The organism is Bacteroides sp. OM05-12 (genome assembly GCF_003438995.1).
Taxonomy (GTDB): domain Bacteria; phylum Bacteroidota; class Bacteroidia; order Bacteroidales; family Bacteroidaceae; genus Bacteroides.
The window spans coordinates 1-20,895 of sequence record NZ_QSUN01000035.1; the positions used below are offsets into that span (position 1 = coordinate 1).

The window sequence follows — 20,895 nt, forward strand, 5'->3', positions numbered from 1 at the left end:
GGCGAGTGCCCGGAAACCTACCGCAGAAATGCGACAAGGCGCTGGGTGCTTAGCCTACACATACAAACTATCCCGGTTATTATTAATAAAGAACGGTCAATCTTTTGATAGCTATTTTCCTATTCGCAAATCCGAACGTATGTATGTAGAGCTGATTCCATTTATCAAAGAAGCTCAACTCTTGTATGTTAAGAAAGGATATGGTTTTGATAAATGGGAGGAACTGTTAAACGATGAGAGTGAAAATGAAACGGAAGTTCATTATGCAGCCTGTAAAGCATTGGCACTATATGCAATGAGTATGGCCATGACACGTATGCAAATTCAAGTCATACCTAAAGCTGTCATCAGGGAATACAGTAAAAGTGCGGGAGCCATTAATAGTGAACCTGCTTCTATGGATGATATTCGTTTATTGGCCGGATGGATGAAAGATGATGCTGACATTTGGCTTAATGAAATGAAGAAATTACGGAATGGTGAAAATGTGGTCTTAGATCTTTTGCCGGATAATAATCCTAAAAATAAATATATGCAATTATGAATGTGATTCAACGGCCTGATGTGCAGAACTTTTGCGCATCCATGAAAGATTATATTATCGATACGGACAGCACGATTGCATTTGCTATTGAATACAAAGGAAGAAGAATTCTTGAAGAAGAATATTCTCCTGATGCGGAATTCAAAGTCCGTATACGCAATTTAGGTAAATTCTGTCGGTTGGCATTATGGGGAACATGGTATTCGGAAGGTGATCAAGTACAAAGTAATGCTGCCGGAACATTTACATTCTATCTCAATAATACTGTGGATTTATCCTGTTTTGTGATTTATAGCCGGATGTTCACGAAAATGAATGCATATTCGCCGGCATGCTTGAGTGATGTAAACAAGAAAGTAACACGCATGGGAGCGAGAGAGTATATTAGTATTTTAATGAATACAGGTGAAAAGATAAATTTATTGGGAATAAATTTATTGAATGTAAGCAATACCAAAATTATCTATACTCATACGGGAGAAAAGGCTATAGTAACATTGGATGTTAGTCCGGACAAGATAAAAGAACAATTTCCGGGTATTGGTTCTTTACGTAATTACTTTGTTCTGACAGAAACTCATAATTTTGAATTCTTACTGGATCAGACTCAATATTTAGAGACACGGTGTTTTCGTTTTAAGAATATATACGATATGCCGGAGACACTGACAACAGTTGGCCAACTCATATTAAAACCGAATAGCGAACATGAAATTGCTTCCATGTATGATGTCGATCGTAAATTCGATGTTAAAGTAACAGATGAATATACAGCCAACAGCGGGGTGATTTTTCTCCAAAGCGATTATAAACTATGGCATAACCTGATAAATGCACAGGAAGTAGATATTTTGATTGGAAATGAATGGTATCCTATTATCATTACGAAGTCCAATTATGAACGTTCCTTCCGTAAAAGTGTATTGAAAGCGGTAGAGTTTACTTTTAAAATGGCTAATCCGGAACATAATAATCTTATTGAATAATTAACCTTATGATTAAAATTAAAGAATTTCGTGAATTTGTAGCCGATATACGTGGGAAAGTAAATGCTGATATGGAAAATGCAATAGCGGGTACTATCGTTGCTGTAAAAGAAGAACATTTGATAAAGAAACTCAAAGACAAGGATAAACTATGGTTATGTTCTAATTTCCCCGATGCAGATGATATTGTCGAAAACCGGGATAGCTATAATACGAACAACCATGTCTTATTTTTCCTGTTGGAAAAAGTATCTTCCGGACAACAGAATGACGAAGAAGAAGCTGAATTTTACGAACGTATCCAGGAAGTGATGGAAAAAGTAAAGGAGCTTATAAAAACGGATATCACTTCATGTAGTTATAGCTATAAAGCACCTAAAAACATCAAGACGGAATGGGAATATAATATATACGGCGGTTTTAGCGGTATGAGTATAGGATTTGATTTAAAAGATTATGACTGAATTATATATTGACGGAACACTGGTCATTTTACCGGAAAACTTTAGTACGACAGTAAAGCAGGAAAATACTCTTTTTACTAAAAAAGGAGAATATACTTATGAAATTGCATTGCATTTGGATAATCCTGTAAATGCAGAATGCTATTCTCATCTTAATAGAATGAATAATACTAGTGAATTAAAAACAAAACGGACGGCAATCCTGATATCAGATAACAGAGTATACTGTAAGGGTACGGAAATTGTTACTGGATGGGATTTAGAAAAAGTTAATATTCAACTTGTTTCCGGAGGTTCAGAATTGAATTATTTCATAAGTAATAATCTATTATTAGAAGATCTCGATATGGGAAAAGCCGATTTAAGCAATCCTTTTCAATATGTAAAGTATTACTATCCTACAGTAAATTTCTGTTTATGCCCAATAGGTAATAAGTCAAGCAATAATATATTAAATGAGTGGCGACCTGCATTGGATTGGGAAGTAGCTCCGGGAATAGGAATAATCCCCGTTATACGTGAAGATCTGTATGGTGATTTGGCTGTATTCTACGCACAACCTTATTTGTGTTTTTATGTGGAAATCTTAATGCAAGCGTTGGGTTACAAGGTAGAAAAGAATGATTTAGTAGGTTCGGAATGGCAAACATTATATCTTCCGCAAAGTGGGCATCCGACGGAATATGCAAAAATGTTTCCTAAAAGAACTGTTTCCGAGTTCATGGAGGAAGTAGAAAATTTATTTAATCTTTCATTTGTTATTGATATTAAGAAACATACGGTCCGTATTCTCTTCAACAACATTTATTTTATTGCCCAGAAAGAAGTTACCGTTCAGAATGTTGTTGATATGTATTCTATAGAAATCAGTGATGAAGATGAAAGTCATAGTCGTTGCAATATAGTTTATGATATTCCTGATAATGAGTTTTATCGTTTCTATAAATTAAATGAAGATATATTGAATTCTTCAACGTTAATGAAATTAGAAACAGAAAAGAGTATTGATGAATATTTATATGGCAAGAATTATGCGGAAGTAAAAAATATCCTGTTTTTTGAATCAGAACAAGGACGCTATTATATAGCTGATAACACGACTCAACCGGAATGGCAAAGAAAGGTGGAGGTGAACCAATTTGGTGATATAAAAAGAGAAGGCATCGAAAATGAAATAAAAATAGGAATGGTCCCTGCGGAAATGGCGGCATTCTCTTTAAAATCTCCAATGGCAGGATCTTCGGGAGGATATTATGATATTGATGAAATGACGAAAGTACATTTTCCTTGTATGGAAAACGATCCAGTCCAAAATGACGCCAATAAAGGAATATTTGATAAGTTGAGTGACACAGATGATACTGATAAAACCTCTTCTGCACCATTTCAAGTAGCCTTTTATCAGGGGATGGATGAGGTTGCCTTATGGGTTAATATTGTAAATGATCCGAATCATGGTATGGAAGAAGCAAATAATCCAATGTATACTCGATATCCCAAGCCTTTCATCCTGAAAGAAAAAAACAAGTTATTTGATGGTGGTAATTTGAGGTTAACTTACATGGATAAAATGTTATATTCTGGAAGCTATGATATTGATATTTCTAAACCATACTCTGTAGAGAGTTATGATCCTAATGTATATGATGCTCGATTGATATTTAATATTCGCAATAAACGCTATGTGTGTAAGACTATAGAATCCATTTTGGATCGTAATGGAAGAAAAGGTCCGTGGAAAGGAACTTTTTATCCTATCAAACTAAATGATATTGAAGCGCAAAAACGTTGGATACTTGATGACGGGAAATGGCGTGACGGAGGCGTTTGGATAGAAAATGGGAGGTGGCTGGATGAATGATTAAATAGTTTTGCCTTGTTTTTAAACAAGGCTTTTTTATGTCCTTTTCTATAGTATATCATCCGGATAACTTTGCCTATAATAACTAATTAGTTGGGAAACTATGAGCTTAAAAATAGACAGGGTACAGTTAGAAATTGTAATTCAGCAAGATTCGGCACGTCAGAAAATGATGGAGCTTGAGGAAAAAATGAGAGCTACCAAGAGGGAACTGAAAGGGTTAAAGGAGGGAACTGCGGAGTATATAGCCAAGCACAATGACTTAAAAGCTGCTCAGAAAGAATACGATGCTTTATTTGAAAAAATAGGCATTGGTTCTCTATCCATAAAAGAACTCCGTAAAAGACAACAGGAATTAAACGCAATTCTAAAACAATTACCGGGTGATTCTCCATTATATGCCCAATACAACAAACAATTAGGCCAAATTAATGCTAGATTAAAGGAGTTGAAAACAACTTCTCAGGAAACGCATTTTTCTCTTTCAAAAATGGCGGATGGCTTTAATAAATATGCTGCAATGGGAGCCAGTGCGATTGCCTCATTAACAGGTGTTACAATGGCAGTGCGGAAAAGTGTGGATGATTATGCCAAATTAGAGGAAGCTGAAGCTGATGTCCGTAAATATACCGGGATGACAAGAGAGCAGGTGAAAGAGCTAAACGAAGAATTCCAAAAAATGGATACTCGCACTGCTAGAACCGAATTAAACAGCCTTGCTGCAGATGCCGGACGTTTGGGTATCACTTCAAAAAAAGATCTGTTGGAATTTGCGGAAGCAGGTGATATCATCCGAATTTCATTAGGAGAAGATTTAGGAAAAGACGCAATCAAAAACATTGGTAAGTTAAGCCAGATGTTTGGTGATGCGGATCAGATGGGGCTAAAGAAAGCCATGTTATCTGTTGGTAGTGCTGTTAATGAAGTTGCTCAAAATTCCAGTGCTGCCGAACCGTATTTGGTTGATTTTACGGCACGTTTGGCTGGTGTGGGAAATCAGGCTAACATGTCTGTTTCACAAATTATGGGTTTCGCTTCTGTGTTAGATCAAAATATGCAGCAAGTCGAAATGTCTTCTACTGCTTTGCAGGGAGTCATTATGAAAATGTTCAAAGATCCTGCTAAATTAGCTTCTATCGCTGGCCTGGAAGTGAAATCCTTTACCGAGTTAGTGGAAAAAGATGCGAATGAAGCCTTACTTCAGTTATTGGAAACATTAGGAAAGGTTGGAGGCATGAATAAACTGGCACCGATCTTTGACGAAATGAAATTGGATGGTGCTCGGGCTGCATCTGTTCTTTCGGTATTGGCTGGCAATATTGATAAAGTCAGGAGTGAGCAAGAATTGGCTACTAGTGCTTTTAATGATGGCACGTCTGTCATTAACGAATTTAATGTTAAAAATACAACCTTACAAGCAGGGCTGGATAAAGCTAAAAATAAATTTCAGGAGGTAAGTTATGAACTAGGGAAAAAACTGTCTCCTTACATGGGTAATGTTATTACTGGAGCAGGTACACTTATAAGGGCATTGATTACACTTACGGGGTTTATAATAAGCCATCAAAAATCAATAGGAATTGCAACGGCTTCTTTAGTAACCTATACGATAGCTATAAAAGCGCATACTTTATGGACCAACAAAATGAAAACAGCTACAGGCGAATATGTCATTATCCTAAAACTAAAAAATGGATGGGACAAAGTATGCGCCGCAAGTACTTTATTACATTCTGCTGCCATTTATGCGCTTAAAGGTAATACCGATCTGGCAAAACAATCAATTTCAGCTTTTTTTCGTGTTTTGAAATTGAATCCATTTTCAGCAGTATTAACTGCACTTGTTGCTGTTACAGGTGCTCTTTATTTATTTTCGAGAAGAACCGATTCTGCAACATTAGCCCAACAAAAACTTGAAGATGTAAGGAAAAAAGCTATCGCTAATATTACTACTGAGAAAACGAATATAGAACAGCTTTACAAAACGGCCTCTGATGAAACAACTAGCAAAGAGAATAGATTAGCTGCGATAAAAAAATTAAATGAGGTTTCTCCTGAATATTTAGGTTATCTTGATCTTGAAAATATAAGAACTCAACAGGCAAAAAAATCTATTGATAAATATATTGAGTCGCTGATAAAGAAAGCAACAATAGAGACCCAACTTGCAAGAATCGCTGAATTAAATGCTAAAATGGCCAAATATGGGAATGATCCTAAAGAATATTTGGACAAAGAAGTTAATGTTTTTAAATTGTTATGGAATGGTTTTACTTCGGGTTCTGCTGTCCCTGAATGGGATGAGTGGGTGGAAGAAAAGAAAAAAATAGAGCAGGATTTAAAAGCTACTCAAGAAAGTCTATTTAATGATAAAAATGTCCGTTCAATTGAACTTGTTACTAATGAATTGGAAATAGCTAAAAAGAGACATGCAGAACTGAATAACATGTCGGCTTTTGATAAAGAAAAACTGGATTATGACTATAATCAAATTCTCGGTGATGTTAAAAATAAGATAAAACAACTTGAGGAAGAAAAAAAGAAATTATCAGGTAACGTTCCTTTAGGCAATGATGATTTATCCGAAGAAGAACGAAAGAAACAAGCTAAAGAAAGAGAAAAGGCCTTAAGGAAAGAATACGAAAGGCGTACCCAATTAATGAAATCTCAACAAACAGAAGAAATCAATCAGCTGAAAGATGATTATACCAATAAAGAAATATCAGAGAATGATTTTCAAGAGAAGTTATATTCATTAGTCATTGCACACCTTGGAGAACGAAAAGCATTGATGGAAGAATTCGGAAAAGATGCTGCCGATATTCAGGGGCAAATATACGATAAGATAATTGCAGAGACTAAACGGAAAATGAAAGAATTGGAGAGGCTTCACAAAGAAACCATGAAAATAAAAGTTCCTGATGAAGAGGTGAAAGGTGATGTAGATAAAGAATCTGATGATCTGGTCAATCAATTTAATGATGGGGTAATAGAGCGAATGAAAAAAGGGAAAACAGTTGCGCTCGATATTTTAAAATCATTCTACGAGGCAGGATTAATCAGCAAGAAAGAATATGAAGAAGCCCAAGATAGATTGGAAGAGGAGCATGAATGGACTCGCGCAGAGAAAGCAAAGGAAGGATTACAACAAATTGCAAATTTTGCTTCGTCCATGTCTCAATTATACCAGGCATTACAAGATAAGGAGGTATCCAAAGTCACAAAAAAATATGATAAGGAGATCAAAGCTGCAAAAAAAGCGGGAAAAGATACGACCAAACTGGAAGAAGAGAAAGAAGCGGCTGTTGATGCTGTGAAAAAAAAATACGCTGATAAACAATTTGCTATGTCAGTTCTGCAAATTATGGCTACTACTGCTATTGCAGCTATGGAGGCTTACGCTTCTCTTGCAAAAATCCCGGTTGTAGGACCTGCATTGGCAACTATCGCAATGGCTTCCGCATTAGCAGCAGGAGCAGCACAGTTAGTTACTGCCAAACAAGCCCGTGACGAGGCAAAAGGACTGAAGGAAGGTGGATACTCTGATGAATATGTGGAAGGATATACAACGTCAGGAAATCCGGATGATGTGGCAGGCGTTATCCCGGTTCATAAAAATGAATTCGTAGGAAATCATGCAGGGGTAGCAAACCCTCATGTGAAACAGTTTTATGATATATTTGACGTTGCGCAAAAAAATGGTACTATACACATGATTAATACCACTCAAATATTAGAACAGGTTAAAACCAAAAGCGGGAAATATTCAGGAGGTTACAGTACAGAATCTAATTTGGGATATGAAAGTTCTAATTCTATGGCTTCTTCTCCATTTGGCAATAACAATGGCGAAGAAATGAGGAAAGTTATCATCCTACTTACTGAGAGTAACAGGCTTTTAACAATAATTTCTGAAAAAGAATTAGTTGTGGATCCACGTGATATAAAGAAAGGACTCAATAAATTGGAAAGATTGGATGCGAATGTATCGCGGCATTGATCGTGTCCTTTTTTCAACGGGCATCTGAAAGTACATTTGCTGTATATAAAATAGTTATTTTATCATTAAAAAGGAATGGCTACTGTGAAGTATCTCTTCCTGTAAAAAAAACAAATTATGGAGAGGTGGGAAATTATAACAACGATTTTAACTGTACTGTTCGGAGGTACAAGTATTTTTCAGTTCTTCTTTTATAAATATGAAAAGAGGAAAAAAGAGGCGGAAGTAGCAGCTATGGAATTAGAGAACAGAGGAAAGAGCCAGGAACTTGACCAAAATAAAGCGGAATATATTCAAGAGCGTGTAAACAAATTGCAAGAAGATTACCTGAAGATGTTTGAATTAGTACAAACTAAATGCAATGAAGTGGCAGACCTGAAAGTACAAATCACTTATCTAAAAGGATTAAGATGTTACAATACCACCTGCGAAATTCGTATCCGAAAGAAAGAAGATGACAACTGTTAATTAAAAAATAATATGAATGCAGAACAATTAAAACGTATCATGCCTTATGCAACTCTAGCCAACATCCGGAAGTATCTTCCTTTTTTGAATGAGTTAATGCCTAAATTCGATATTGATACACCACTGCGGAAAGCACATTTTATAGCTCAGATAGCGCATGAAAGTGGAAGTTTTCGTTACGTTAAAGAGCTGGCAAGCGGAAAGGCATACGATACCGGAATATTAGCAAAAAGGTTGGGAAATACTCCGGAAGCTGATGGAGACGGACAGCTCTATAAAGGACGGGGACTTATACAATTAACCGGATTGACTAATTACAGGCTTTTCGCGCAATTTCTAAAGTATAATCCTAATGTTGTTGATCACCCTGAAAGAGTAGAAGAACCACGACTTGCTGTAATGGCTGCATGCTGGTATTGGCAACGTAATAATATCAATAGCCTTGCAGATAAAGATGATATTACTGCCGTAACTCGAAAAGTAAATGGTGGTACCAATGGGATAAATGACAGGAAATTTTTTTTAGAGAGAGCGAAAAAAGAGGATTTATGAAAAGTGAGAATATTGTTTTAACTGTTTGCCTGGTATTTGCAATAAGTGTCATTACCTGTCTATCCGTTCAAAGTTGTAAAAGTCACCAGTTTCGGAGAAATATAAGTTTGGAGATTGATAGTATTAATAACAAAAGGATGGATTCACATAACGAAACTGATTCTATCTGGCAATTAATGAAAAAGAATAACCTGTATTGGGAGTGGACTTCCGAAATATATGTGCCGGTAATGGATAGTACGGGCAATGTATCGGGAAGTATATTGTCCGGACGCGAAACGTTTAAGGCCAAAGTTGAAAATGAAAGTGGAGAAGAGGTTTCCGTTCGAACAAAAGAAAGTATGTTAGAAAGCTCCTCATCCGGCGTAAAGAAGAAGCTGGATGAGGAGGTACAGGAAAAGAGTAAACCCGACAGCCCGGTAAACATAAATTTCATTGTTTGTATTGTTGTATTGTTTATATTATCAATAATAGCTGTTTTAATAAGGAAAAAGACACGTCACTTATTATAGCTATCATTGGAGAAGCCTACTGTCTGTGAAGATCGTGGGCTTTTTTTATGTCCTTTTTTAAAGGGGGACGTTTCTTTAATTTTGCTACATGGATGTATATGAAGCAATACGGAGAATGAGGGAGAAAAGCGAAAAAAGGGAATGCTTTTCTTTTAGTTTTATGAGCTACAGTTATGAACGTGGCAAAAGTGAAGGAATAGTAGAAATTCAAAATGCCCGGTTACGTAAACAATCTACAAAAGAGAAGAACCGTTTCGCCGATATTATGCTCAACTTTATTAATTTGGATACTTTGGAATACGGCATGTGCTATCAAGTGTTATTATTAACTTATGAGGGAGAGGAATTAGAATTATCATGAATACGGATTTTGAATATATAGTTCCTTGGAACGGTGCTAATGATACGGGACGTGATGTTCGTCTAAAATTAGAGAGAAACTTTCAAAAGATAGCAAATGATCTTTGGGAATTGGTTGAAAACGATAATGATTTATTGGACCTGATCAATCAACGGCTAAGTAAGGTTGATGATGATACGGCAGCCGGATTAATTACTTTTTTAAAAGGCATAATTACCGATTCAATACGCTCACGCCAATATACTTCCGGTGCTTTGGGGGCTGGTTTCGCTGCTTATATCAATAATTCGGGTAGATCAGTGGCGGAAGTCGATGAACTCATTGTCAGAGTAAAAGCGATATTTCATGAACTCGTTATTGAAATTCTAAGTCATGTAGGGGGTGAAGTAATTCTTTCTCCGGCTTCAATGAAATGTATAAGGGTTGAAGAACAGGAGGATACTTATAGATGCTATTTCAAAAGTACGGATGGTGATACCACGATCAATAATGAATTCGTTCTGCACGATCAGGCAAGATGCCAAACCTTCAACATCAAGCCCGGTGTGCATGAGAATGTGTCTAATCGGTTTTATTGGAGGCTTGTTACCGGTATTGGTGATGATTATATTGATTTGTCAAAAACGGATTGTTATGATAATAGTGATATTCCTAAAGCAGGTGATGATATTGTGCAATTAGGGAACCGTGATCCTGAACAAGAAGAACGGCAAAATGCAATAATCCTTTCCTCTTATGGTCCGGACGCTCCGAGTATTAAACAATATATGTATATTGACCATTATACTCTGGAAGGAAAAGAATGTACAGTGGTTTCCCCTCATGGCAATGTATTTACTGGTGATTTCATTTTAAAAACAGGCATTAACATAGCAACGCAGCTCCAAGTTCTTGAAAACTTAATTAAAACAGAGATACAGAATATTGAATATATTATCAATGATGCAGACAATTATCTGACAAATGCTAGTTTTACTGCTGATTTAGATAATTGGATAACAGGAAGTAGTGTCTCTGTATATGAAGATAACTCCAGTTTATTGACCGTAAATGAGAGACTGTATACTGCTAATGAGTCATTTGTCGGATTGGCTAGTTATAATGGAAAATACATGCTCCGGATTAAAAATGGATTTATTAAACAACTCGCCAGTGTTATTAAAGATCCTAGCAACATCGGAGTATTTTATGTCTCATTCAAATACTATTGTACAGAAGCAGGAACTTTGTCCTGTGGCTTTAAAAACCAAGAGTTGTACAATGAAATTGAAATAACAGAGAACCGGACGCCTAAGATACACGAATTCTCCGGAGTATGGGACGGAACTAGAGATTTTATACTGGAATTCTCCGGTGAGATATACGTATCACTTGTCTCATTAACGAATAAGCCTTTGGATGATTTCAAAGTAGAGATCAACTCCAAATTCGAGCAAATGGCCGATTCGATAAAAGCATGTGTCACTAGCATAAACAATCTGACTAATACGGTAAAAGAGAGTGGCTTCCAAACGACAGCAGACGGCACTAAAATATATGCATGGTATGTCGACGGGGACGGGAAAAAGAAATTAAGCCTTTTCAATGTGACACCCGATGGCATATTTTTAGACAGCTCATTTATTAATGTCAAAGGAGTAGTTAACTTTGAGAGCTTCACTCCGGAATTCCAGGCTGCATTTGAACTCTATTTCAGCAATGCAAGTATGACGGCCAAAGATGACATCGCCCGTCAACTCGGTTATACAAACTATGCACAACTTGTAGAAAACGCAGCGGCCTCCGGAAACACGCTTATTGTCGGAGGATATTTGAATACTAAATTAATTGATGTGGCTACTCTGCTTGCCGGAAATATTGTCTCTGAAATGATAAATACCAACGGTATCAATATTGCCGATCGATTCATATTTAATAAAGATTCAAAAGTCGTGACTTTAGGAAATTTGAAGATACTCGAGTCCGGTGCATTAGCCGGTGGTAATGCTGTGTTTGATGATGTAGAGCGCTTTATCTTCGATTCATCAAAACCAATTACCGAAGCTAATTTCGAAAATTTCATTATTGACAGGATCGCCCAAATGACAACGATCATATTAGGTTTGGCTCCCGGCATGTTAGTTACTCAAGATAAAAATTATCCCGTATATCTACCGGACATAAAGGATCTCAATGAAAGGGGATTAAGTTTATTCGGATTCCGACTGACTATCATCGCTTCCGGGAAATGGAGAATCACTAATACCGAATATGATATTGGATTTAAATATTCAATACAATGTCGTACAGAAAACAGGTATGAAGGAACTGATTTTGACTCTAGGACATACATCAGGGACAATAACTTTGGAGTTATGAATGAAATAAAAATGGCGAAAGGAGATATCCTCGAACTATATTATTATAATGGAGACTATTATCTTTTAAATCAACGAAATTAATATGGCACTGGATATTACACAGGAAGAATTACGTGAGTTGGCCATACTCGTGGCTCCGCTAATCAAATCGAATGCTACGGACGTGGGGACTACCCCATTTGTTGATTCACTGGACGGTATCAGTTCATTACCGGCAGTACACCGGGTAAACGGTATTACCAAGATAGTTCGTGCAGCCATTTCTAAGTTGAAAGGAGACAAAGGGGATGATGGCCGGGCCCTGGAATTTATCATAATAGACAGTTTTGACACTTATGAAGAATTAGTCACTGCTTATCCTGAAGGCCCTGAACGGAATGGATTTTTCAAAGTAGGTGAAAGCTTATATATCTGGGTGAACGGAAAATATGAATACTTGAACTTTGATGTATTCCGTTCTTTCGCCAAAGAACAATTTGTAGAGATTGCTCCGGCAGGAAATGATATAATAATCACTCATACGAAAACACCCTATGCAAAAGTGACTTTATCCGGTAATCCTGAAGTGTTTGATATCACCATCAATAACACAAAAGACGGAAGTGTCGGAAAGATACTTTTATCTCAAACCGGGAATAAAAGAATCTATTTTACCTCTTTTGATGTTATAGGCAACGTAGACCTTCCGACCGATGCCGGCTCTATCATCCTGATTACTTATAACCGCGTAGGCGATAAGATCTACATTCATTCGGATGTCGTTTTGGGTGGCAGTAATCCCACATTCGGTAAACTCCGCAATGTGGACCAATCCGTCGATACAGCTCCGGTAGGTTCTTTCCCGGTCAAAGGCGAAGAATTTTGGAGTTATGTTACACCTGTTACCGGTGAAATTTCCGATATAAAGAAAATGATTGTTCCTGTTTTCAATCCCGAAACAAAAAAATGGTTGTTTGTTCCGGCCGGTTATTTCAGCAGCGGAGGTGACATTCCTGCCGATCCTGATTTCTTTACTATATCTACTTCTTATTGGGGTGGTGATGACGGGACATGGGGAACGATACAACCATTAGGTAACACAAAAGTAAGCAAGGGAAGTAGCCTTACGGTGAAGATAAATGCGAATGAGGGCTATGAAGTCAGCCGTGTCAATGTGGATGCAACCGATCAGGGGGCCATTGCCGAATATACATTCCAAAACATTCAGGATAATCATACGATGTATGCCTGGTTCCGCAAAGAAATCATCAGATATACCATTTCAGTAGGAATAAATCCATCCAATATAAGGCAATGTACGGTTACTGCCGTGGGTAGCGGAGTTACCGTAACCCCGAATGAGGACAATAGCAGCTACTTGATAACTGTGGAACAAGGTGGCAAGGCTACGGTTACCATCGTTCCCGAAGAAGGTTATCAGGTTCAACAATTAAATGTAGATAAGGCACCTCAAGGTTCAGTGTCCGAATATACATTCCTGGATGTGCAGGCTGATCATACGATGTACGTATGGATGGAAGAGGCGGAGATACAAAGTGGTGATACGGATTTCTTAACCCGTAGCGACAAACCGGGTGTGTTCTATTCAGGTATTGGAATGTGCCTCGCATCACTAAAAGAGGATTATCCGGGAAAACTGACAAGGGATGTCGTGATTTCGTGTGTCAAGAAGGCTACCGAAATACGCTCTTCACAGTATAATTCAGAATTTGGCATATGGACGGCAAAGCTGGAGAATTGGAACAAGGACAGCCGGTACACATTGACGATTGACGGGAAAAACCTGTACACGATCGACTGCCGGTGGCTGGGCGGTTTTGACATAAATGGCGTGGACAATATCATTATCAAAAATCTGACGATGCGGAATTACTGCAACTTTTCCGGACAGGATGCACCGGAAGAACTTTCGGCGGTGATGGTTCGCGGATCAGATGATGCCAAGATAAAAAACATCGTTGTCTACAACTGTACATTTGACGGGTATTATGAAAATGATCTCGGATACCGGGCGTTCTCATGTAATTGTCTGCGGTTCAAGAAAACATCAAATTTCATTGTTGATTCTTGTGATTTTCAAAAAGCCGGTGCTGTGGTCATTTATACCAACGGCGCGGAATCGGTTGAAATCACCCGCAATAATTTACAGGGGGATTACTACATTGAAGGCGGTGGAGTGTCACACGCTTATGTACTCCAATTGGATTCTTACAACGGGGTTCTGAAACTCCATGATAATATCATTGACGGGGCGACAATGATCGAATACGCCTGCTCGTTCAGCGGATTCGATACCATTGACATGTGCCGGAATACCATCAAGAATACAGCGGGGCAGGTATTCACACTGCCTAAGCCGGTAACAAACTTTGTAATTGAATCGAATGTGTTTTACAACAATATCACCAAAGGGCAGTACGTGTACACCCGCCGTATTATGGGTGCTGCCGATATCAAGAATTTGGATATCCGCAACAATACAGTCTACTTCAATGGTGAATTCAGCACCAATCAGGAATTCATATCGGCGGGAATTGTAGATAAGTTGACTAATTGCAACAATATCTATATCAATCATCTTGCCAATGCCCATGCTGTATTTGTCCTTACAGGCTTAAAGGAATACATATCCTATAACAACCTCTATGCTTCAGCATTCTGGGATAATAAGCCGGAGGAACGGTTTGTAAAATTCAAAATACTCGACATTCCGCAAATAGAGGGTGGCGCAGAGGATGGATACCTTGATTTCAGCTTTGAAACCCGTAAACTCAGCGAATACCAGAGCCGTGGCTATGAAACCAATTCCGTAGCTGTCAGTGCGACCGATAAGGTGCTTAACGCGGACAACGGAGGCGATTACAAGTTATTGGCGTCACTCAAGGATACTTATCCCGCCAATATGGATTATATGTCAGAGTTTGACAGAGAGTACCTGAAATCCGTTGCGAGAGGCAATATAGGTGCTTATAATTTGGACGGTGTTGTCTGGGACGAATCGACAGACACCAGCTCCGGATATGAGGGCACTAACATCGTGGATTTGGTTACATTCAATAATTCGGCGGCATACAGGGTTCCGACGGATGACCTGCTTTTACTGCGCATCAACAGCAAGAAAAGGGGGATATTGTTCAAGTCTACATTCACACCGGAAACGGGGGACGCAATTATGCGTTTCGGGCAATTTGTATCCGTAGCATTGTACTGTGTGTCTGCCGATGGGATGTACGTGAGCGATAATCCTTATACATTAACAATAGAAGACAATAGCTATGAGTCAGATTTATAACAATAAATTAATAGGCGGCATCGGAAGGGTGCAGCTTAATACCAAGGCGAGCAATTCATTTCCGCTGGTTGGTGAAACCGTAACCCTTCAGGCTCTGACTAAATGGGCGCAGCGCATCGAGTTCATAAAAAAGCAAAGTTTGGAGGGATCACCGATTAACGAGACAATAAACAACACATCGCAGGCAACGGAAACCACAATCACTGTAACCACTGAAGGCGAGCTGCAGCAAAAGGTACGTGCAATGAATTTCGACAATGACGGGATTACCGGGCTTTTTTCCGCCGAGAAATCACGCTATCTGTACGCTATGCAACCGCAACAGTTACCGTATTTCGATGTCGAAGTATCCGAAATCGTGCGCGTGGGTGATATCGGTTCTATCACCGTCAAACCTGATAACGGCTATTCCTTTACCCGTGAACATACCATTACAGCGAAGATTTACCGTGAGGATGAAAAGGGCAATCCTGTAAGGACATTGACGTTCGATACCGGAGGCACGGTTGAGGGTGATACTGACAGCTTTTCTTTTTCCGAAGCGTCAGACCGTGGTATCTATGACATTGAGGTATCTGTGACCGATGTGTTGCTTGGGCGTACATTGGTAAAGCGGATAAATAAAATTATCACGATTACCCCACGGCTGGCTGTCCGGCCGTCCGAGGGACAACAGCCTTTCGGTATTATTAACGGGGATCATGGGACGAAAATACAGATGTACAGGACGGGGGTAAACGATTTGTACGCGACATTTGAAGTGCCTAACCTGACATTTTATACCAATATCAATATCGCCAATTTCCCTGCCGGATATGATGCCTATACTTTGGTGTTGTCGAAGCCGGCATCGGAAGACGGCAATGTGTATTCCAAGATACGTCTGGCGGGTAATGGCAATGGAGGGGTTGCGAATGCGAGCGGCACACCGCAATTCTCGTATGAGCACCCCCTTGTGATTACCATTGACAGCCCGACACCGGTAGAGTTTCACGGGTCAGCCTATCACTGTGTAAATTATGACGGTGACATTCACCACACCGTATGGGATGGAAGGGGATATTATAACTTGCATAACGGTATCAAATTCACTAAAAATCCCGTTACCGGGGAATTGCCGACAACCTGCTTTCAGCTCCTGAACGGAACAAGCGATGCGGAATTGTTCGAGCTGGAAATGACGGATGTAAAGTTCAGTGCGATTATGAGCAAAACCGATCCGAACGCTACAAATCCTATTTATTGGTACGGTAATTTTGAGCAGCATAATTTTTGGTTTCATCATAACTATACGCACGATACGACTTGCGAAGGTTGCTATCTTGGATATTACACCTCCGAGCAGGTCGAAACAACCTATACCGGCGAAACGGTATCGTTCAAAAACTTGAAAGGCGAAGCGGTGACGTATGTAAAGGGACAGAAATACCCTAAGAAAGCGCACTACCTGACAAATTTCCGCTTTTACAGGAATCTGTATGAGCGTACCGGGTATGATGGCGTACAGATATCAAATTCAGAAGGCGATGTCTGTTACAATACACTCATCGGGTGCTCATACAAGGAGGAAGCAAGCCAAACTTCCGGGCTATCCATTCAGAGTTTGACGGGAAAATGCTATAATAATTTCATTTATGACAGCCACGGGCCTAACCTTCAAATAGGCCCCATTGGAAATTTGGACGTATTTAACAATGTGGTTTATTCTACCAGAGGTTCAGGCATCCAGTTCCTTTTTAATTTCGCCACCCCTGAAATTAATCCTACCGGAGCGACAAGTAACGTGATAAACAATGACATTCAAATTCTCTTTCACAACAATGTGCTTGTTACGCCCGGACGGACGGTCAACGGGCGTAATACGGTGCAGGTGATGGGTGTGCATTTATATGACAATGTTCTGGCGAACAATGGTACGCTGTTTACCAATATGTCTACAGCTACACTGGCTAAATGGAATGAGCAGGCGGTAAACAATGTGATTTTTAATTTTGATGAGCTGTATGAAAAATGCGCGGAATATAAGATTTCAGATTATGAAAATGCCGATTTTCGAATCGCACACGATAGTCCTTTAGCTAGAATGGGAACCGGACGCAGTTTTGATTTTGACTATCAGGGTTACAAGAATTGGTTTAATTCGGTGTATCCGGTAGGCCCGTTTATGGGAAAATACATTGACGCTTCAATTGCCGATAGCAGCGTACGCCTGAAAAGTGTATTGCTTGAGCTTGACACATCCATTGATAACGGTGTAAAGGTTACATTGACGTGTATCGGTACTCCTACCCATTACAGGCTGGGTGAGAGTGAGGATTTGAGTTCTCTTCCTTGGTTGGAATGGACAGAAGATATCACTTATGCCTTTGACAGTTTCGGGATGAAGACTTTGTATGCCCAGATTAAAAAGGATTCGGACGTATCGGAAGTTATGGGCGGGTCAATAAATATACCGGATACTAGCAATAAAATTGTAATTTCATTAGGCTGGGGCAAGGCACTTCTGGGTAATAAGACAAGTTTGTTCGATTCCGATAACTTACTCACAAGAACCGCTATTACGACACAGGGAGCTGTCGGTACATTGTATTCTATATCCGGCGATATTGCAGGAACAATGACTAAAGTGGATTCGGAAGGGGCTTCCCTTATGTCTGATAATAATAAAGGTCTCACCACAGGGGATAATTCAGGTATTTATCCGGATGAGATACTGGAGCGCAATATATGTACATCCGCAAATACGGAGAAGTACCGTGAGTATAAGATAGATATACCTGCCGGCACATATAAGGTGAGATTGTTCTGTTCGACTATATCCAGAGCGGATGCCGACAGGTCAACGTATAAGCTGTCTGTTGGTGGTACTGAAACATTATTTGAAAAGCCTGCCGGTTTTGTACTCAACAGCAATCTTTCCACATGGTTGGAACAAACCATAACCGTAGGGAATGATGGGTTTAATATACTATTTGGAGTAAATTCATCCGGTGCATACATTGCTGTTCCGTTGAATATCATAGAGGTGCAAGAGGCTTAATTTAAGTTGAAAGCCAGTATCATTGAAGAGATATAAAGAAGAGGGGAAAATACCCCTCTTTATATATCCGGAAAGTCACTTTTCAGTTTTTTGCTTTTCAACCCTAAATTCTTTCTAAAATACGCTTCAGTGGTCGTTATACTTTTATGCCTAAAGTGTCTTTGTAATTCCCATGTACTTGCACCCGCATCAACTAACTTTGAAGCTCCTGTATGTTTGAACCCATATAATTTATATTTTGACGATAATCCGAGAACCTTTCGAATTTCATAAAATCTGTTTCGAAAATTGCTTTTGCCTAAATGAACAGGACCCGGCTGTCGATTTAAAGAGAAAACATAATAATCTTGGGGATATTCATGTAACTTATAGGTTTTTGTTATTTCCTCAAATAACTGATCGGGAATATCGACTGTTTCTGTAAGATGATTTTTTGCTATATCATTCCTGATCGTAATAGTATGAGATTCAAAGTTAATATCTCCAATTTTTAAATGGCGAAGTTCTTCGTGTGGTCGAATAGCACAATAATATTCAAACAAACAGACTAACCAAAGTTGTGGATCTTTTGCTTTCATATATACTTTTAATACCTCTCTTTCCTGATCTGGAATAGGACATGGAGATTCATCTTTTATTTTTCCTATTTGAGGTATGCCATAAACTGGATTACGATCTATAACACCTTTGTTGCGAATAAGCCATTCAAAAAAACAATGTAACATTTGCCTATACTTACTTACAGTTCTACGGCTTAATTGATTATGGTTGGAAACATATTTGAGAAATTCAATAATATGTTGATTAGTTATAAAACTAACATGAATTTTATCTAATTTCTTAATTTCCATCCAAGAACAGAATATCCTAAACTTTGATTGGTAGGTTTGGTAACTATGCTTGATCAATTCATCTTTCTTTTCCAAAAGGAACTCACTAAGATAAGAACGGATGGTTACTATAGATTTTTTTTCTTTACCCCAAATACGTGCAGCATGGCTATACATTATCTCATCTTCATAGATAACAGTAGGCTTATCAAACGGACTTCCGTCATTTTGAAGTTTCTCTGTTACTTCTGTGATGATCTTATTAGCATGTACATAACGCTCTTCTGCTGTTTTCAACTCAGAAAAGCCTTCATAAATCCGGAATCTCTTCATTTCATCTGTATGAGGATTCCTGCAGGAATATTCAACAAACCACTGTTTGGCTAAAATACCACCACGATCATTTAAGCGTGGCAAAATAATAATTGCTTTCTTTCTTGGCATAACATGTTAATTATTAATTGGTTATTCATTTTTTGCGATATTGAAAACCTAAATAACAACATACATATTTGTACGTAGAAAGCATACACTTATAAAACATAAAGGTCTAAAGTTTAATGCTTTAGACCTTTCAATGTCGGGGTGACTGGATTCGAACCAGCGACCACACGCCCCCCAGACGCGTACTCTAAACCGGGCTGAGCTACACCCCGAATTGCGAGTGCAAAAGTACATTATTACTGGGAAATAACAAATTTTTGGTCTCTTTTTTATTCTCAAAGATTCAAAAAGAACCAATATTTAATTAAAAGGAATAATCATATCTTATAAAGTTTTCATAATGGAACTTATCTTATTATTGAGCCTCCATTTAATATAATACGATCATTCTTTAGCTTTAGCTTCATTCCAATATTTGTCCATTTCTTCTAGAGGCATCTCCTTTAAATCTTTGCCCTGCTTTAAAGTATGTTCTTCTAAATAAGTAAAACGACGAATAAATTTCTGATTAGTACGCTCCAAAGCATTATCCGGATTTATCCCATAAAGACGTCCGGCATTGATAACGCTAAAAAGGAAATCGCCGAATTCAGCTTCCGATTTATCTTTATCAAGATTGGCCAATTCTACCTGAAGTTCTCCAAACTCCTCTTTTACTTTATCCCAAACCTGTTCTTTCTCTTCCCAGTCAAACCCAACGTTGCGCGCCTTATCTTGTATGCGATAAGCTTTTATCAATGAAGGTAATGAAGTCGGTACACCACTGAGCACACTTTTATTCCCATCTTTCTCTTTCAGTTTCAATTGCTCCCAGTTCTCTGAAACCTGACCGGCTGTTTCTGCTTTTACATTTCCAAAGACATGCGGATGGCGGAATATCAGTTTCTCACACAAGCTATCACATACATCTTTAATGTCGAAGTCTCCGGTTTCAGAGGCAATCTTTGCATAAAATGCAACATGCAATAATACATCACCCAATTCTTTACGTACATCCTTCATGTCATGTTTCATCAGAGCATCTGAAAGTTCATAAACTTCTTCGATTGTATTTGTCCGTAAACTTTCATAGGTCTGCTTCTTATCCCATGGACATTTAATACGCAATTCATCTAATATATCCAGGAAACGCCCAAAGGCTTCCATCTTTTCTTCTTTTGTATGCATAATCTCATAATTTT

At 38.5% G+C, this 20,895-nt stretch carries 13 protein-coding genes, 1 tRNA gene and 1 pseudogene; 12 read left to right on the forward strand and 3 right to left on the reverse strand.

What is annotated here, in order from left to right:
- The 12 genes and pseudogenes from DXB63_RS18010 to DXB63_RS16640 all read left to right on the forward strand — a co-directional run.
- A pseudogene (locus DXB63_RS18010) lies at window positions 1–544 on the forward strand (hypothetical protein); the annotation flags it as partial.
- The gene (locus DXB63_RS16590) at window positions 541–1,530 is read left to right on the forward strand and encodes a hypothetical protein (RefSeq protein ID WP_122127503.1); all 990 of its coding nucleotides are present in this window, start codon (window positions 541–543) and stop codon (window positions 1,528–1,530) included. The pseudogene DXB63_RS18010 and the gene DXB63_RS16590, both read left to right, overlap by 4 nt.
- Window positions 1,531–1,538: 8 nt before the next feature.
- Window positions 1,539–1,994 carry a hypothetical protein gene (locus DXB63_RS16595; RefSeq protein ID WP_122127504.1) on the forward strand — a complete coding sequence of 152 codons (456 nt, stop codon included), beginning with the start codon at window positions 1,539–1,541 and terminating at the stop codon, window positions 1,992–1,994.
- Complete coding sequence (locus tag DXB63_RS16600) at window positions 1,987–3,855, forward strand: hypothetical protein (RefSeq protein WP_122127505.1); 1,869 nt, start codon at window positions 1,987–1,989, stop codon at window positions 3,853–3,855. The genes DXB63_RS16595 and DXB63_RS16600 overlap by 8 nt, the downstream gene beginning before the upstream one ends.
- Before the next feature lie 103 nt (window positions 3,856–3,958).
- A complete protein-coding gene (locus tag DXB63_RS16605; protein ID WP_122127506.1) occupies window positions 3,959–7,855 on the forward strand; it encodes a phage tail tape measure protein in 3,897 nt (1,298 codons plus the stop codon).
- Between the two features lie 117 nt (window positions 7,856–7,972).
- Window positions 7,973–8,323, forward strand: a complete 351-nt coding sequence (locus DXB63_RS16610) for a hypothetical protein (RefSeq protein ID WP_122127507.1) — start codon at window positions 7,973–7,975, stop codon at window positions 8,321–8,323.
- A 12-nt stretch (window positions 8,324–8,335) separates the two neighbouring features.
- Complete coding sequence (locus tag DXB63_RS16615) at window positions 8,336–8,875, forward strand: glycoside hydrolase family 19 protein (RefSeq protein WP_122127508.1); 540 nt, start codon at window positions 8,336–8,338, stop codon at window positions 8,873–8,875.
- Between the two features lie 137 nt (window positions 8,876–9,012).
- Window positions 9,013–9,387: a hypothetical protein gene (locus DXB63_RS16620; protein ID WP_122127509.1), complete on the forward strand. Its 375-nt coding sequence runs from the start codon at window positions 9,013–9,015 to the stop codon at window positions 9,385–9,387.
- Window positions 9,388–9,547: 160 nt separating this feature from the next.
- Window positions 9,548–9,748 (forward strand): hypothetical protein, encoded by a 201-nt coding sequence (locus DXB63_RS16625; protein WP_233522885.1) that lies wholly within the window; start codon window positions 9,548–9,550, stop codon window positions 9,746–9,748.
- Window positions 9,745–12,189 (forward strand): hypothetical protein, encoded by a 2,445-nt coding sequence (locus DXB63_RS16630; RefSeq protein ID WP_122127511.1) that lies wholly within the window; start codon window positions 9,745–9,747, stop codon window positions 12,187–12,189. The genes DXB63_RS16625 and DXB63_RS16630 overlap by 4 nt, the downstream gene beginning before the upstream one ends.
- 1 nt (window position 12,190) lies before the next feature.
- Window positions 12,191–15,400, forward strand: a complete 3,210-nt coding sequence (locus DXB63_RS16635) for a right-handed parallel beta-helix repeat-containing protein (RefSeq protein ID WP_122127512.1) — start codon at window positions 12,191–12,193, stop codon at window positions 15,398–15,400.
- The gene (locus DXB63_RS16640; RefSeq protein WP_122127513.1) at window positions 15,384–18,440 is read left to right on the forward strand and encodes a hypothetical protein; all 3,057 of its coding nucleotides are present in this window, start codon (window positions 15,384–15,386) and stop codon (window positions 18,438–18,440) included. Before DXB63_RS16635 ends, DXB63_RS16640 begins: the two co-directional genes overlap by 17 nt.
- A 59-nt stretch (window positions 18,441–18,499) precedes the next feature.
- Here DXB63_RS16640 and DXB63_RS16645 read toward each other — a convergent pair whose 3' ends face one another.
- From DXB63_RS16645 to mazG, 3 genes are all read right to left on the reverse strand, one after another.
- Window positions 18,500–19,714: a site-specific integrase gene (locus DXB63_RS16645; protein WP_122127514.1), complete on the reverse strand. Its 1,215-nt coding sequence runs from the start codon at window positions 19,712–19,714 to the stop codon at window positions 18,500–18,502.
- 136 nt (window positions 19,715–19,850) lie between these two features.
- Window positions 19,851–19,926 (reverse strand) — tRNA-Pro (locus tag DXB63_RS16650).
- 172 nt (window positions 19,927–20,098) lie between these two features.
- The gene (mazG, locus tag DXB63_RS16655) at window positions 20,099–20,881 is read right to left on the reverse strand and encodes a nucleoside triphosphate pyrophosphohydrolase (RefSeq protein WP_122127515.1); all 783 of its coding nucleotides are present in this window, start codon (window positions 20,879–20,881) and stop codon (window positions 20,099–20,101) included.
- Window positions 20,882–20,895: the final 14 nt, after the last annotated feature.